Here is a 14,641-nt window from a genome sequence, read left to right as displayed (position 1 = left end):
ATCGGACCAGATTGTAGATCAACTTGTGAAATTATTTACTTATAGTAACAGGGTTATGAATAGAACTGAAAAAGGGTCATTAGTATGTTTGACAAAAAGCATGAGAATAGTTAGAACCTATCACACTTTTTACAATTAAGGCCTGGAAATTGAAAAGCAAGATTCCGGATGAAAGTCCGCAATGTTTTATCGTAAAATAAGTTTGAGGAGGTATGAAGAACCAATGAGTTTATTAATAGATGATGAAATGTGGGATGCAGTGAATTCATGCGATAGTAAATATGATGGTCTCTTTTTTTACGCTGTAAAAACAACGAAAATTTTTTGTAGACCTTCTTGTAAATCAAGACCCCCTCTTCGTGAAAATACTGTTTTCTTTCCTGTGTCATCAATGGCGATTAAGGAAGGATTCCGCCATGTAAAAGATGTAGACCCGACTTAATAGAAGCGCCAAATGAAGATTCAATTGTTGAATTGGCACAAAAAGTTATTGAGGAAAGATATACATATTCTATTACTTTAGATACATTGGCTAAGGAAGTGTGGATGAGCAAGTATCATTTACAACGGTTATTCAAAAAGAATACAGGTCTTACACCACAGGAATATCTCACGAAAGTAAGAATGTTACATTCCAAGCATTTAATCGAAAACACCAATGACAGTATAACGCATATTGCACATTTATCCGGTTATACAAGTTCAGCTTACTTCTCTGAAATTTTTTATCGTTATTTCGGATGTACACCTACAGATTTTAGAAAAAGAACAAGGAGAGATGGTCCATGAAGGCGAAAGACATCGCAGCATTATTTGGATTAGCTGCTTTATGGGGAGCATCATTTTTATTTATTCGGATAGCATCTCCTGCAATCGGTCCATTTCTAACCATTCAAGGGCGTGTAACCATAGCAGCAATTGCATTATTGATTTATATTTTTATGATTGGGAAATCAACTGGATGGGGACAGCTTTGGAAACAATATTTGATTATCGGTGCGCTAAATGCTGCGATTCCATTTACACTGATTGCAACGGCATCTATTCACTTGAGTGCTTCGATGCTGGCAATTATTAATTCCTTGACACCTCTATTTACTGCTCTTGTTGTTTGGGGTTGGATGAAAGAAAAGTTAAGCACTCAAAAGTGGGTAGGTATTTTCGTTGGCATCATTGGGGTTATCATCCTGGTTGGATGGAGTCCTATATCATTTACATCAGAAGTAATTATTGCTATTGTGCTTTCTATACTTTCAACTGTGTTCTATGGATTTGCTGGCGTTTATGCGAAAAAGGTTTTTGATAGCGTACCACCTTTGTCAGTCGCTTTTGGACAACAAATGGGAGCAACTTTACTTCTTATTCCATTCACTCTATTCAATTTACCGAAATCAACATCGGTTATTACACCTATCGTTGGATTATCCGTCGTTGGTGTCGCTCTTTTATGTACCGCCATTGGGTATCTCCTTTATTTTTACTTAATTACAAATGTAGGTCCCACTAAAACATTAAGTGTGACGTTCATCATTCCCCTGTTCGGTATGATATGGGGGTGTGTTTTTCTAAATGAACAAATTACTACAGGAATGGTTGCTGGTTTACTTGTTATTTTAAGTAGCATCTTCTTGATTTCGGATAAACGAATAAAAAAGCAGCATCATAGAAACTAAAAAACTATGGGATTATGCTTTTACAATACGAAAATGCCTTATTGAAAAGGTTCCAAAAGGATTTTCGGAAGAGTACATTATCTAAATAGGTTTATGCTGGAAATATGCAATTTTAATGTACTCTCGTTTGAATCCCTTATTATAGTAATGGGTGCTAAAGTTCAATAGGTGCAAGCCATCTTTAGCTGCCATAAGTGCAGGCGCGCCAAGTCGGTAAGTTTGGCGTCCTGCGTGCTAACCTAAAAATCTCTTACGGCTGACTCAGGTAGCACCAGCCGGCGTATCATAAATTAAATTAGAGGCTTCATTATTCTTTGTCTTTTTTCAAAGGTTGCGATTTCTTGCACGCCTTTTTCCAAAAGCATGTTTTTAATTTCATTAGAATAGATTCCTATGTCATTCGGAAAATGCGAATCAGAGGACGTTGTAAATTTAACACCCTTAGCAATTAATATATCTAAAAAATGAGAACTTGGACACATTTCTTTAACTGGATAACGGTAAAACAAACCAGGGTTGATTTCCGTAGCAACATCGTTTTTAACTAATATATCAGCAACTTCTTTGTACATACCCAATAAAGAGGCCTCATCCGGACGGTAGTTAAAGACTTTCAAATTATCGAGATGCGCAATAAAATTAAACATTTTACTCTCAGCTGCTTTTTTTACAGTTTCAAAGTGATTCTTGTAAAGCTCAAGCAAATCATACTCGAGGAATTTCCGCTGAAGATCCGGATTATCAAAACCCCATCCATTATTGAAATGGACAGACCCGATAATATAATCAAAGTCATACCCTTCTAACAGTGACTGGAGTTCCGCTTCACCGCCAACAAAATAGTCGGCCTCCATCCCAAGTTTGAGCTGTACTCCTTTTGATGCCCAATGTTCTTTTTGTGATTGTATAAACTTCACGAAATCAGGGAGGCTTCTAACCATGACTTGATCAAGCCAACGCGCCTGCTTTATCCCCATTTCACTTGATGAAACATCCATATATTTTGTGAAATAGGCTTTTGTTTCCTTGAATCGATATAAATGATCAACGATGCCTACTTCTTTTAATCCTTTATTGATCGCTTCTTCAAGATAAAAGTCCAGCCACCATCTTGAGTATTCCCCTTCTTCTAACCGCTTGCTCATTTTGGCAATATTTTTTTCCAACCAATTCTTTGAGTGGCGCACTTCTTTATTTGGTTCAAAATGCTCCATTGCATTTAGGCTTTTTTCAACAAATGAAAGCGAATAGGGTCCTTCTTCTAAATGTATATGGTAATCTACTTTCATTTTTTTCGACCTTTCCTATTTAGTGGTTAACGGAAATCCATTTAAAATCACCAAGACTTCTTATTCGTCAATTGCGACAATATTATCTTGATGAATATACAAATCTTCTATTTGATGCAAATTCTCACTGTTTATATCATTGTTTATTGAATCAACCGTCAGCTTAGATGGACCCACTTGAAAAAAACAGCGAATTGTACTTCCAAGAATGATGGAATGGTCAAACTTACCTTTGAAGTGCAGAACACGGTCATGGTCACTATGGATCGGTTTCAATTGAATCGCTTCAGAGCGGATGGCATACTTATTTTTATCATTTTTCGGAGTAAAGGCAGAGTCTAATTGCTTTAATTCATCCGTTGATAGAATATTATAATTCCCGATGAAGCTTGCAACAAAATGGCTTTTCGGTTTAGAGTAAAGTTCCGCCGGTGATGCTTGCTGCTCAATGATTCCGGCATTCATCACAAAAATCCGGTCGGACAAAATCATTGCTTCTTCTTGATCATGTGTGACAAAAATCATTGTGATGCCTAACTTTTTCTGAAGCATAAGAATGTCCATTTGCAGCTGTTTTCTGATTTTTGCATCCAAGGCACTTAACGGCTCATCCAATAAAAGGACTTTAGGTTCCGTGACAAGCGAACGGGCTAAAGAAACCCGTTGCTGCTGCCCTCCTGACAGCTGGTCAGGATAATGGTCCGCCTTTTCTTGCAGGTTGACCAAGGCCAAAGCAGTGTTTACTTTTTCTTTAATCTCTTGTTTTGGCAGCTTTTTAATCGATAAACCGAAAGCAATATTCTCGAAAACGGTCATATTCGGGAAAAGCGCGTAAGATTGAAAAACCATACCGACATTACGATCCTTCGGTGCCACTTCACTGATGTCCTCACCGTCCAGATACACGTCGCCTTCTTGGAACGTTTCCAATCCAGCCAGCACACGGAGCAATGTCGACTTTCCACATCCGCTTGGGCCTAATAGCGTTATTAATTCACCTTTCTCAATTGAAAAGGAAAGATCTTTTAATACTCTATTTTGACCAAAGCTTAGGGATAAGTTATCAATCGTGATATAGCTCATATATTTTGCCTCTCTTCGTGTATTGACTTCTGTGTTTACAGATAATGTTTACAAATTTGGCGTTAAAGGAACATCTTCTGGATTTTGTACCGGCGTTTCCTTGATTTTCTCTTTTTTGCGCGTTCGTCTTTTAGAAGAGGTAATATACGTAATCAGTAAACTGATCAAAATTAATAAAATAAAGTACGCAACCATAACAGCACTTGCTAAATGCCCGTTTTCATTCATTCTTCTCAGCATATAAATACGGATTGTTTCATATCTGCCTCCGATCAATAAATTCGTCAGGACAAACTCCCCGAAAAATCCTGAGAAGATTAATAACGTAGTAATTAACAACCCTAAGCGAATATTAGGCAAAATGATTTTCAGAAAAGATGTAAACCTATTTGCACCCAATATTTCGGCTGCTTCCATTAACTTTTTCGATTGAATACTATCCAGACTATTTCGAACCCCCTGATACATAAATGGCAAAGAACCGATGAACAAACCTCCTACTAATACTGAATACATCGGAATTGCGGCACCTGAATACATTCTGAGCAATCCGGTCGCCAAAATAACACCTGGAATTGCAAATGGCATAAGGACAAGGCCTTTCATAAAGTTATCCACTTTAGGAAAGTACATATACACGAGAAATACCGTAGGAACCATCACAACAAGAACAACTGCCAATGTCGTAAGTGTTAAGGTGATCGACCTTAGAACAGCCGATACAAAATTTGGATCCTGCACCAGTTCAACAAACCATTGGAACGTAAAATCCGAAGGTATAATCGTGTTGGACCACTCCGTCGAGGTTGCATAAAAGAAGGTAGAGGCAAACGGGAAAATCATATATAACCCAAAAACAACGAGTATCAAGAAACTCCCTAAATGTCTTCTCTTTGTTTTCATGCTAAATCTCTCCTTACCTTCTTTAGCATCACTTGGGATATAAAGAGGATTGCAATCATGATGATGGCAAAAATCACAGCTAACGTACTTCCGATAATTGGGCGGGCATAGATGTCACCGGAAACAAGCGAAGCGATCTGGATTGTCACTAAATTGACATTGCTGCCAGTCAAGGCATATGCTGTTTCATAAGTTCCCATCCCATTAGCAAACATAATGACGAACGTTCCTGCGATGCTGGGCATAATGCTCGGCAATCCGACTTTTCTCCAGTAGAACCAGTGGGATGCTCCCAACATAAAAGCCGCTTCTTTCCATTCTTTTCTAATTTTTTTCAAAGAAGGGTATATAAAGAGGATGCCTAAAGGGATTTGAAAGTATAAGTAAGTGATTGCCAGCCCTTGCCATGAATAGAGGTTAAATTTACTCAGAAATGGCAAGTTCATGTTTTCAATGAAAAGAGTAAATACTCCTGAATTTCCTAACAGGATAATAAAAGCAAAAGCTAATGGAACCCCCGCAAAATTGGCTGCAACATTAATATATACAGTCAGTTTATCCTGGATTTTTCCAGGAAGATTTGTCATTGCATAAGATACAATGATTGCAAAAATAATACCTACCACAGCAGAAAAGAGAGAAATTATTCCACTATTTAGGAACGATTGAGAATAAAATCGATTTGTAAACACTTCTACATAATTATCTAATGTAAAAGCTCCCGTTACTTCACTTGTGAAACTGGAGGTCACCATTAATACCATTGGGATTACTAAAAACAAAACGGTAATAAGAAGAAATGGGACCAATAAAATTAAACTCCTATTTGATTTCTCCCTCTTCAATCATGTTCACCCTTTCAGGACTTCCCAATCAATTTCCTCCATCTTTTGCCCCTTATCAATGCCAAGCATATAGCAGACAATAGGAGCTAATTGAAGCTGATCAATGACCCCTGTTCCAATATGCGGAGGAAAACCATCAGAAAAAATGAATAATGGTACTTCCCGATGCTCCCACATTGTACCGCCATGGTTACCAAAGTCATCCATACCGTGATCGGAGGTGACTACTATTTGATATCCATCTCAATCCAGCGAGGAATATAAATCGCCAAAATTGTATCGATCCGATTTACTGCACGACGGTATTCGATTGAATTTCCGGTGAATTTATGCCCTTCATCATCGATATTCATTGAATGCACGTACATAAAATCAGGGTGATAGGTGCTAATTAAATGATGGGCATCCTGAAATAAATGCGAATCAGGATAGGTGTCTTCCGAATAAAAAATCCCGTGTTGAATATTTTTTGTACTATCATGCTGGATACGGTCTTCGAACATTGAGAACGGCGCTCGATTGTAGAGCTCGCTTACCCAATGATAAGCGGCAGCGGCAGTCGTTTTCCCTGCCTCCTTCGCCAGTGAAAAAATACTTTCTTCTTTCGATCGTTGTACGGAGTAATTCGAATAAATTCCGTTTTCAAAAGTAGGCACACCTGTCAATAAAACTTCATATAAGGGTCTGGAGTTGCTTGGAGATTCTGAAAGGACTTTAAAACGGCTTGCCAATTTTTTCTCGACGAAATGATTTAAAAATCCTAATTGCTGGATGGCTATGTCATATCGACAGCCATCCAGAGTGATCATCACTACTTTTTTATCGGGCATTTACTAACACCTCTTGTTGCCATAATCGAGGTAATTCAATAGCTGTTTTATCCCATGCTTCATGGTTTTTCACCTGTCTGACATTCCTGTAAGCTTCATCAGGTAGAAGTTTAGCTTTTACTTCTTCAGGCAGCTTAACATCACGAATAGGACGGGCATACCCTTTTGCTAAATTGATTTGACCTTCATCAGATAAAATATATTCCCTTACTAATTTTGCGGCATTCGGGTGTGGAGCATTTTTGTTTATAACAGTTGTATAACCGCTCATCACTGAACCATCGGTTGGGATTGTAACTTCAAAACGATCAGGATTGATTTGATCCCGATAATTTAAGCCATTGAAGTCCCAAACGATTGCAACATCGATTTCTCCTTTTTCCAAATTGGCAATAGTAGCATCAACCGCAGTCAATCGGCCTTTCTTGGCAATTTCATTAAAATAATCAATACCTGGCTGTATATTCGCTTCATCTCCGCCGTTTGCAATCGCAGCTGCTAAGACTCCGAACTGTGCTTGAGTCGCTTTCATAACATCCCCAACTGAAACTCTGTAATCACCATTTGCAAGCTCTGCCCATGAAGTTGGCGCCTTTTCTACATTTTGCTTATCCGTAATAAAAGCAATAGTACCTGTATAACTTAGTACCCAATCTCCGGCATCATCTTTTGCCCAATCGGGAATTTCATCCCAATAGGACGTTTTGTACTTCAAAGTCAAACCTCTTTGTTTTGCTAATGGTCCAAAGTTAATGCCAACATCACCAATATCTGCTGTTCCGTTCTTGCCTTCAGATTCAAATTTCGCCAGTTCTTCTGCACTTGACATATCAGTGTCAGATTGTTTAATTCCATATTTTGCTTCAATATTATCCCAAGTTTCTACCCAGTTCGCCCATGTATCAGGCATTCCAACACTCGCGATTTGTCCTTCTGCTTTTGCTTTTTCAACAATCGTCTGAAGTGGATCATTTTCATTTACTGTTGATACAGTGCTTTTCTTGGTATTTGTTCCGCATCCAGCTAATACTATCGAGAGGATACCCAAACCAATTGCAGTTTTTAATTTGCTTATTTTCATTTCAATTTCTCCTTGTACTTAATTTTCTTATTAGGATTGTAGTATTACCTAAAGTTGTTTACTTATGACAGAAATATGATTAAACATTCCTATGAGTCCTCCTTTCCATAGGAAACTTTAAATAAAGGTTCTAAATCAAATGTTGGGGTGATGTGATTTGCACACCACCCTTTAACTTAAATTATGCTATGAGAATGTTGATTTGCGCTACAGGCGGACGCTTTCCGCCGGCATGGCTTCAGCCGCTTCCCTCGCTTTGCTCAGTCCAGGGTCTTCAGCTCATGCTATTCCGGCAGGAGTCGCCGCCTTTCGCTCCAATCAAAGAATCTCTTTTAAACCTATAACGCCGTAAAGAAATCCTATCCTTAACCTAAATGAGTACCGATTTCTTTATATCGAATGTTTAATAATATCTTTGCCTTAAAGTGATCGAAGCGTCTAAAACCATAGGCATTGCGCTTCATCACTTTTGTTTTATTATTAATTCCCTCTAGAAAACCGTTGGAATACTTGAAGCCGAAACTATTCAAGATCTCAACTTGCCAGTTTCTAAATGTTTGAATGGCTTTTGAAAACGCCGGAATACCAGCTTCCTCTACCTTGCGGTAAAAGTCCTCTAGTCGGCTCTTCACTTCTGCCATATCCTCAGCGGTCTTCGCCCAGTCAAACCACTCACAGTACGCCTCTTTCAGTTCATATGCCTTTTTCAATTCATCAGACATGCCTAAATACCGATTTAAATACCAACGGTTTTTTTCCGTTAATTTATCGTTACGCTTATATAATACATGTCGCATTCTTTTACATTTCTTGCGGTCATATGCATGCCATTCCTTCTGCACTTTCCGGCGAACTTCATCAATCGCCCAGTAGATATACCGACAATAATGGAATCGGTCTGCGACAATGACGGGCGTCCCAAGGCCTTTTTCACAGCTGCCTTAAAGCTCGGATTCATATCCATGACCACTAATTCAACGTCAGCTCCGTGTTGGCGGAGATAATCTTGAATCGTTTCTTTTCTGCGGTTTGGCAAGATATCCAGAGGTTCGTGTGTTTCTGCGTTCGCTATAATCAACTGGTACGTACCGGCATCCGTATCGCCTTTGTATTCATCCATCGCAATGGCTTTTGGTAACCGGACGCCATTGGTCATCTGCTCTTTCGCCACTTCCTTGAACCGTCGGATCACGGTCGAGCTGGAGGTGCCGAGTACCTCTCCTGCTTCTTTAAATGTTTTGGCCTTGACTGATCGGATACGCACGACTTGATTCCACTCTTTAGTGTAGCGTTGATACTTATCCACGAAAGGGGATGTCTCAGAGAAACGCTTTCCACAAGAACAGGCATACCTCCTACGTCTATAGAAAAGAACCGTTAAACGCTCAAACCACTTGAGATGCTTAATCTTCTGTATCCGGTAATCGTGGGTCTTCGTTGTCATTGACCCACACGCAGGGCATTTGTGAGGTTGCTTGGGAAGCGAAACATGAAGTGCAGTCCGATCCCCAATCTCCTCTATCTTTTCAATGTTTACATCTTTTAATCCTGGAATATTCATGGTAGAATTCATGTGCACGTATCACCTTTCGTTTACTTGTTTCTCGACAATTCAAGTATAAAAGAAACGGTGATTACGTGCATTTTTTTGTTTAATTTGCGTGAACACCCCAACAAATATTATAGAACCTAAATAAAAAACGCCTAAAATCCTTGAATATCAAGGATTTTAGGCGTTGTATAAAGTAGAGTACCAGGGAATTAAATTAATCAGAGTCCAATAACTAATTTTCTTTACCTAACTTATTTACTATAATTGATTTATTGGATTAAAAAAATCTTATTAAATCAATCATATTTAACCATAACCAATTCAGTTTAACCAATGTTTTAAGTATACTCCTGCCAAAAATAAAATTAAGTATATCCTTGCCAATGCGGCAAAAATATACTTAAAGTCACATTCTTATCTTTACTGTTTTCCATAATAACTATGCAGACGGCGGGAGTCGAACCCGCGTCTAAAGGCTCCAATACTTCAGCGTCTACGCGTGTAGATTGACTACTTGGATTCGCGAGCACGTTTGCCGTCAATCAAGGCTATCCGTGTGCGCTATCCTGTTTAAACTCTTGCAACGGCCTCAGGAGGCGACCGTGACCGTATCTCACTAATAGGTGAGCCTAACAGTGCCACATGGGGCGATGGAACTGTTAGGCAGATTCAGCAACTATTAAGCTGCGAATGTTAGGTTGTTGTTTGTTTTGCCAGTTATTATTAACTGCCGTTTTTGACGGAGAAGAGCCCTCGTTAAGATCATTCAGCAATAGATGACTCTTGAGGATAATAAAGATTTTTACGCAAACAAACATCCTTGTGCCTCAGTGTTTCCCCTTCGAATCTTAACCAAATCTCATCATCCGCCATGACGCCATGGGTTTTCCTTACAATGCCCCAGCGATTATATGCTTGCATGCCAAGACTCTCCAATAGTTCCTCGGCATTCGCACGGGTAGGAGGAAACGTGCGCCATTTCAACCATTTCTCCAGTTCGTCAATCGTAATATGTCCCTCCATATTCGGGAAAACTGCTTGTTGAAGTCACTAATATAATTAATAACGTATGGAGTCCGCCATTCGCTGGTTTTAAGTTTACAGACGCAATGACTTCATCCATCCACATCACATCAAACTTCATATAATCAATCATCGGTATCACTTCCTTCGAGGAACAGATGGGCAAAATTAGTGTCATTCATTTGCGAAAGGAGTACTTGTTTCGCTCGGCCAAAATCAATATCCGTTGTTTCAAGATGATGTAGCAGCTTGGTTTTATCGATAAACGCCGGTCCCTTATATAAAGCAAGTTGTCTGGAAAAACTTGAATTGAATGGCTTTGCTTTCACTTTTCTTATTAAAATCGTTAGTGGTTTGTTAGGGGCGTAATCTTTTTCATCAGATAATAAGCTAAGTCCGTTATCAAAGATCGGAGCGATTTGCCAGGTCTTTTCAACTGGATCATATAAAAATAGGATATTATTTGTATGGCGATCTTCATTTAAAATGAGCGCATCAAATGCAAGCAATCGGGTAATTTCATCACGGGCATCAAGCCCTGTAAATGCCTCAATTCGTTGCATAAGCTGTTCAAATTTTTCTTTTGTCGATAATGCTTTATCGTTTAAGATGGAGTCAGTCGAGGTGAAATTCGCTTCGAATAAACGTTCAAGTGTGACTTCTTGTAATTTACCCCGAAAGTCATAGGAATAACAGCCAATGGATGTTTCACCAGTAGGTAAAAGGATTTTACAAGGTTTGTAGGTGACATATTGTTGCTTCGTTAATGTTGAGCAAGATAGGATGAGTGATGCAAGTACCTCAGCAAGCCCTTCATATCCCCGTGTATTTTGTTTGATCCATTTATCACCGTCATGCCATTTTGATTGATCGCCTTTACTTGAGGTGCTGATTATACGTACTGCTTCTTTAGGAATCTTTATTATTTCCATACAAATCACATCCCCACTCACAAACATTTTTATATATGAAAAAAGATATTGCCCAGAAGTCTATCCTCTGTACAATATCTTTATTCTTTAAACCATTGATACTACCGTATTTATTCCATAAAAACTATGGAGACGGCGGAGTCGAACCCGCGTCCAAAGGCTCTGCTACTTCAGCGTCTACGCGTGTAGATTGACTACTTGGATTCGCGCGCACGTTTGCCGTCAATCAAGGCTATCCGTGAGCGCTATCCTGATAATCTCTTGCAACGGCCTCAGGAGGCGACCGCTACCGTATCCCACTTAAGTTGAGCCTAACAATGCCACATGGGCGATGGAACTGCTAGGCAGATTCATCAGCTTACGCTGCGAATGCTAAGTTGTTGTTTGTTTTGCCAGTTATTATTAACTGCCGTTTCTGACGGAGACGAGCCCTCCGACGCGCAGCTCAAGCCCAGACCACCCCTGTCGAATCCGTAACGTCCCCGTTATAAAAGGTTGTTACACCTTTAAAGGGATGTCAGGAATGCCTGTTGAAAGGCTTCTGAACTATATCACTACTATCATCTTACTACATTTTGACGTAAAAATCAATACTGCTGTTTCGCCTTGAAGGCACGTTCCACTTCACGTTTTGCTTCCTTCTTCTTCAGATCTTCACGTTTATCATAGTTCTTTTTCCCTTTACCTATACCAATCAACACTTTCGCAAAGCCATCTTTCAAGTACATCTTCAATGGCACAATTGCGAAGCCTTCCTGCTTTGTCTGCCCGAGCAACGTTGCAATCTGTTTCTTATGGAGCAGCAGCTTTCGAGAACGTAGTGGATCGTGGTTGAATTGATTTCCCTGTTCGTACGGACTGATATGCATATTGGAAATCCATGCTTCATTGTTACGGATCAGCACGAATGCGTCACGAAGTTGGACTTTGCCGTTACGGATTGACTTGATTTCAGTTCCTTGCAAGACGATTCCTGCCTCAATCGTTTCTTCTATCGCAAAGTCGTGATTCGCTTTTTTATTGATTGCCAGAACTTTGCCTTGACCTTTTGCCATTCTTTTCTCCCCTAACTACATCAAAATGCCACGGCACTCGCGTTAACGAATGCCGTTAGCCTTTATTTTCTCTTTCTTGGAGCTTGTTTCTTCTTATTTTTTGCAACACCTTCATAGAACTTCTTCTTAGAATTAGATGTTGTATTTCCTTTTTCTTATCGGTAGATTTCGACTTTCCGGAGTCACCCCGGCCACCACTTGACGGCTTCTTCGCATGGATAACTTTCGGCGTTTCCTTCCGATTACGGTGGAACGACTGCTTCATGCCCGAAATTTCGAAGTCGATTGCAGATTCCTCCGGCTTAACAGATACGACGCGGATCGTAACTTCATCACCGATTCGGAACTGTTTTCCAGTATGCTCACCAAGCATCATCATTTGGCGGTCATCGAATCGGTAGTAATCATCCGTCATATAGCTAACGTGGACTAACCCTTCGACCGTGTTCTCGAGTTCCACGAACATACCGAAGTTCGTGACCGAAGAAATGACGCCGTCGAATTCCTCACCAATCTTATCAAGCATATACTGTGCCTTTTTCAAGGCATCCGTATCACGTTCAGCATCGACAGCACGGCGTTCGCGTTCCGATGTATGCTCCGCAATTTCACCCATATTGGCATTCCAATGAGCAATCGTCTCGGACGAAAGATCTTTTTTGATTAAATACGTGCGGATCAATCGGTGAACGATCAAATCCGGATATCGTCTAATCGGGGATGTGAAATGTGTATAGAAATCCGCCGACAACCCGAAGTGGCCCAAGCTTTCAGGGAAATACTTCGCCTGTTGCATCGAACGAAGAAGCATTGTTGAAATGACAGTCTCCTCCGGCATTCCTTCAATCGACTCGACAATTTCCTGTAAAGCTCTTGGATGCACTTTATTCCCAGTACCTTTCACTACGATTCCGAAATTCGTCAGGAACTCGAAGAAGCGTTGCAGTTTCTCGGCCTTCGGATCTTCGTGTATACGGTAAAGGAATGGCACTTGCAGCCAATGGAAATGCTCTGCAACTGTTTCATTCGCTGCAAGCATGAATTCTTCGATCAGTCTTTCGGAAGCAGTTCGTTCCCTTATGACGATATCTGTCGGCCACCCTTTTTCATCGACAATGACTTTCGATTCCTTGAAATCGAAATCGATGGCGCCTCTATCGATCCTCTTCTGTCTTAATATCGAGGCAAGTTCAGCCATATCATTCAACATCGGAACGATATGGGCATACTTCTCCATAAGCTCTTCGTCTTTTTCTTCGATGATCTTAAAGACATCCGTGTATGTCATCCGCTCTTTCGATTTGATGACACTTTCAAAGATTTGATGGTCAATCGTTTTTCCGTTACGATCGATTTTCATCGAACAGGAAAGCGTCAACCGATCCACATGCGGGTTCAATGAACAGATTCCGTTCGACAACTTATGCGGAAGCATCGGAATAACCCTATCCGTCAAATAGACGCTCGTCGCACGTTCAAACGCTTCATCGTCAAGCGCTGTATTCTCTCTGACGTAATGGCTGACGTCCGCGATATGAACAGACAAAGTGAATGTGCCGTCTTCATTTTTCGTAAGCGAAATCGCATCATCCAAGTCCTTCGCATCTGCTCCGTCAATTGTGATGACAAGATCGTCCCTCAGGTCTTTACGCTTGAATAAATCCTGTTCCTTCACTTCGTCAGGTGTTCGATTCGCCTCATCCATCACTTCTTGAGGAAACTCGACTTCGATGCCATGCTTATGGATGATCGATAAAATATCGACGCCAGGATCGTTTTTATGTCCAAGAATTTGTACGACCATTCCAGTCGCTGATTTCAAATCACTTGGCCAATCCGTGATTTCCACGACAACCTTATGCCCTTCTACAGCATCGAGGGAATTTCCTTTTCCGATAAAAATGTCCATCGGAAGCTTTTTATCGTCAGGAATGACGAATCCGAACCCGCGATTATCTTGGTACGTCCCGACAACCTTCGTCGTTTTCCGCTCGGCAATTCGGATGATCGTCCCTTCGCGGCGTCCACCGTAGTCATCACCTTTCGAAACACGGACAAGCACGATATCACCGTTCATCGCCCCGTTTACTTCCGGCGGCGGGATGAAAATATCATCCATCCCTTCCGTTTCAGGTGTAACGAACCCGAACCCTTTGGCATGCCCAATGAACTTGCCTCGTATAAGGTTCATGCGTTCTGGAACACCGTAACGGTTCGTACGCGATCGGATGATTTCACCTTTCTGCTCCAGATGTACAAGCATCTTTACGAGCTCTTTGAATTCGGCCGCCCCTTCAATACCTAACGCTTCCTGGATTTCTTGAACGGTTAGCGGCTTATACGATTCTTCTCTCATAAAAGAGATCAACCTATTT

Annotated in this window: 13 protein-coding genes, 2 other RNA genes and 2 pseudogenes; 3 read left to right on the top strand and 14 right to left on the bottom strand. The window is 40.5% G+C overall.

Annotation, left to right across the window (positions count from 1 at the left end; genetic code table 11):
* Positions 1-223: 223 nt before the first annotated feature.
* The 3 genes from QNH10_RS08150 (at position 224) to QNH10_RS08140 (ending at position 1,673) form a co-directional block, all read left to right on the top strand.
* Positions 224-442 carry an Ada metal-binding domain-containing protein gene (locus tag QNH10_RS08150; RefSeq protein WP_283734187.1) on the top strand — a complete coding sequence of 73 codons (219 nt, stop codon included), beginning with the start codon at positions 224-226 and terminating at the stop codon, positions 440-442.
* Between the two features lie 104 nt (positions 443-546).
* Complete coding sequence (locus QNH10_RS08145) at positions 547-789, top strand: helix-turn-helix transcriptional regulator (protein ID WP_283734186.1); 243 nt, start codon at positions 547-549, stop codon at positions 787-789.
* On the top strand, positions 786-1,673 hold the full coding sequence (locus tag QNH10_RS08140) for a DMT family transporter (RefSeq protein WP_283734185.1): 888 nt from the start codon (positions 786-788) through the stop codon (positions 1,671-1,673). The genes QNH10_RS08145 and QNH10_RS08140 overlap by 4 nt, the downstream gene beginning before the upstream one ends.
* Before the next feature lie 290 nt (positions 1,674-1,963).
* Here QNH10_RS08140 and QNH10_RS08135 read toward each other — a convergent pair whose 3' ends face one another.
* From QNH10_RS08135 to rnr, 14 genes and pseudogenes are all read right to left on the bottom strand, one after another.
* Complete coding sequence (locus tag QNH10_RS08135) at positions 1,964-2,962, bottom strand: histidinol phosphate phosphatase domain-containing protein (RefSeq protein WP_283734184.1); 999 nt, start codon at positions 2,960-2,962, stop codon at positions 1,964-1,966.
* Between the two features lie 60 nt (positions 2,963-3,022).
* Entirely contained in the window at positions 3,023-4,045 is a 1,023-nt protein-coding gene (locus tag QNH10_RS08130; protein WP_283734183.1) for an ABC transporter ATP-binding protein, read from the bottom strand.
* 48 nt (positions 4,046-4,093) lie between these two features.
* A complete protein-coding gene (locus tag QNH10_RS08125) occupies positions 4,094-4,948 on the bottom strand; it encodes an ABC transporter permease (protein ID WP_283734182.1) in 855 nt (284 codons plus the stop codon).
* Positions 4,945-5,757 carry an ABC transporter permease gene (locus QNH10_RS08120; RefSeq protein WP_283734181.1) on the bottom strand — a complete coding sequence of 271 codons (813 nt, stop codon included), beginning with the start codon at positions 5,755-5,757 and terminating at the stop codon, positions 4,945-4,947. The genes QNH10_RS08125 and QNH10_RS08120 overlap by 4 nt, the downstream gene beginning before the upstream one ends.
* 42 nt (positions 5,758-5,799) lie before the next feature.
* Positions 5,800-6,623, bottom strand: a pseudogene (locus QNH10_RS08115) (alkaline phosphatase family protein).
* Positions 6,613-7,704: an ABC transporter substrate-binding protein gene (locus QNH10_RS08110; RefSeq protein ID WP_283734180.1), complete on the bottom strand. Its 1,092-nt coding sequence runs from the start codon at positions 7,702-7,704 to the stop codon at positions 6,613-6,615. Before QNH10_RS08110 ends, QNH10_RS08115 begins: the two are co-directional and overlap by 11 nt.
* A 365-nt stretch (positions 7,705-8,069) precedes the next feature.
* Positions 8,070-9,283, bottom strand: a pseudogene (locus QNH10_RS08105) (ISL3 family transposase).
* Between the two features lie 422 nt (positions 9,284-9,705).
* Positions 9,706-10,040: a transfer-messenger RNA gene (ssrA, locus tag QNH10_RS08100) on the bottom strand.
* Positions 10,019-10,279 carry a hypothetical protein gene (locus QNH10_RS08095; RefSeq protein ID WP_283734179.1) on the bottom strand — a complete coding sequence of 87 codons (261 nt, stop codon included), beginning with the start codon at positions 10,277-10,279 and terminating at the stop codon, positions 10,019-10,021. The genes ssrA (QNH10_RS08100) and QNH10_RS08095 overlap by 22 nt, the downstream gene beginning before the upstream one ends.
* Complete coding sequence (locus QNH10_RS08090; RefSeq protein ID WP_283734178.1) at positions 10,257-10,412, bottom strand: hypothetical protein; 156 nt, start codon at positions 10,410-10,412, stop codon at positions 10,257-10,259. Before QNH10_RS08090 ends, QNH10_RS08095 begins: the two co-directional genes overlap by 23 nt.
* Positions 10,405-11,211 carry a HipA domain-containing protein gene (locus QNH10_RS08085; protein WP_283734177.1) on the bottom strand — a complete coding sequence of 269 codons (807 nt, stop codon included), beginning with the start codon at positions 11,209-11,211 and terminating at the stop codon, positions 10,405-10,407. Before QNH10_RS08085 ends, QNH10_RS08090 begins: the two co-directional genes overlap by 8 nt.
* A 124-nt stretch (positions 11,212-11,335) precedes the next feature.
* Positions 11,336-11,695: a transfer-messenger RNA gene (gene ssrA, locus QNH10_RS08080) on the bottom strand.
* A gap of 103 nt (positions 11,696-11,798) precedes the next feature.
* Entirely contained in the window at positions 11,799-12,266 is a 468-nt protein-coding gene (gene smpB, locus QNH10_RS08075) for an SsrA-binding protein SmpB (protein ID WP_283734176.1), read from the bottom strand.
* 55 nt (positions 12,267-12,321) lie between these two features.
* On the bottom strand, positions 12,322-14,622 hold the full coding sequence (rnr, locus tag QNH10_RS08070; RefSeq protein ID WP_430541113.1) for a ribonuclease R: 2,301 nt from the start codon (positions 14,620-14,622) through the stop codon (positions 12,322-12,324).
* Positions 14,623-14,641: the final 19 nt, after the last annotated feature.

The organism is Sporosarcina thermotolerans (genome assembly GCF_030067815.1).
Lineage (GTDB): Bacteria > Bacillota > Bacilli > Bacillales_A > Planococcaceae > Sporosarcina > Sporosarcina thermotolerans.
This window is presented reverse-complemented; position numbering and strand designations above follow the sequence as displayed.

Bases quoted from the DNA above. Each gene is read 5' to 3' on its own strand.
- QNH10_RS08145 (WP_283734186.1), top strand. From the start codon at position 547: ATGAGCAAGTATCATTTACAACGGTTATTCAAAAAGAATACAGGTCTT.
- QNH10_RS08095 (WP_283734179.1), bottom strand. From the start codon at position 10,279: ATGGAGGGACATATTACGATTGACGAACTGGAGAAATGGTTGAAATGG.
- QNH10_RS08125 (WP_283734182.1), bottom strand. From the start codon at position 4,948: ATGAAAACAAAGAGAAGACATTTAGGGAGTTTCTTGATACTCGTTGTT.
- smpB (WP_283734176.1), bottom strand. From the start codon at position 12,266: ATGGCAAAAGGTCAAGGCAAAGTTCTGGCAATCAATAAAAAAGCGAAT.
- QNH10_RS08135 (WP_283734184.1), bottom strand. From the start codon at position 2,962: ATGAAAGTAGATTACCATATACATTTAGAAGAAGGACCCTATTCGCTT.
- QNH10_RS08140 (WP_283734185.1), top strand. From the start codon at position 786: ATGAAGGCGAAAGACATCGCAGCATTATTTGGATTAGCTGCTTTATGG.
- QNH10_RS08130 (WP_283734183.1), bottom strand. From the start codon at position 4,045: ATGAGCTATATCACGATTGATAACTTATCCCTAAGCTTTGGTCAAAAT.
- rnr (WP_430541113.1), bottom strand. From the start codon at position 14,622: ATGAGAGAAGAATCGTATAAGCCGCTAACCGTTCAAGAAATCCAGGAA.
- QNH10_RS08085 (WP_283734177.1), bottom strand. From the start codon at position 11,211: ATGGAAATAATAAAGATTCCTAAAGAAGCAGTACGTATAATCAGCACC.
- QNH10_RS08090 (WP_283734178.1), bottom strand. From the start codon at position 10,412: ATGATTGATTATATGAAGTTTGATGTGATGTGGATGGATGAAGTCATT.
- QNH10_RS08150 (WP_283734187.1), top strand. From the start codon at position 224: ATGAGTTTATTAATAGATGATGAAATGTGGGATGCAGTGAATTCATGC.
- QNH10_RS08110 (WP_283734180.1), bottom strand. From the start codon at position 7,704: ATGAAAATAAGCAAATTAAAAACTGCAATTGGTTTGGGTATCCTCTCG.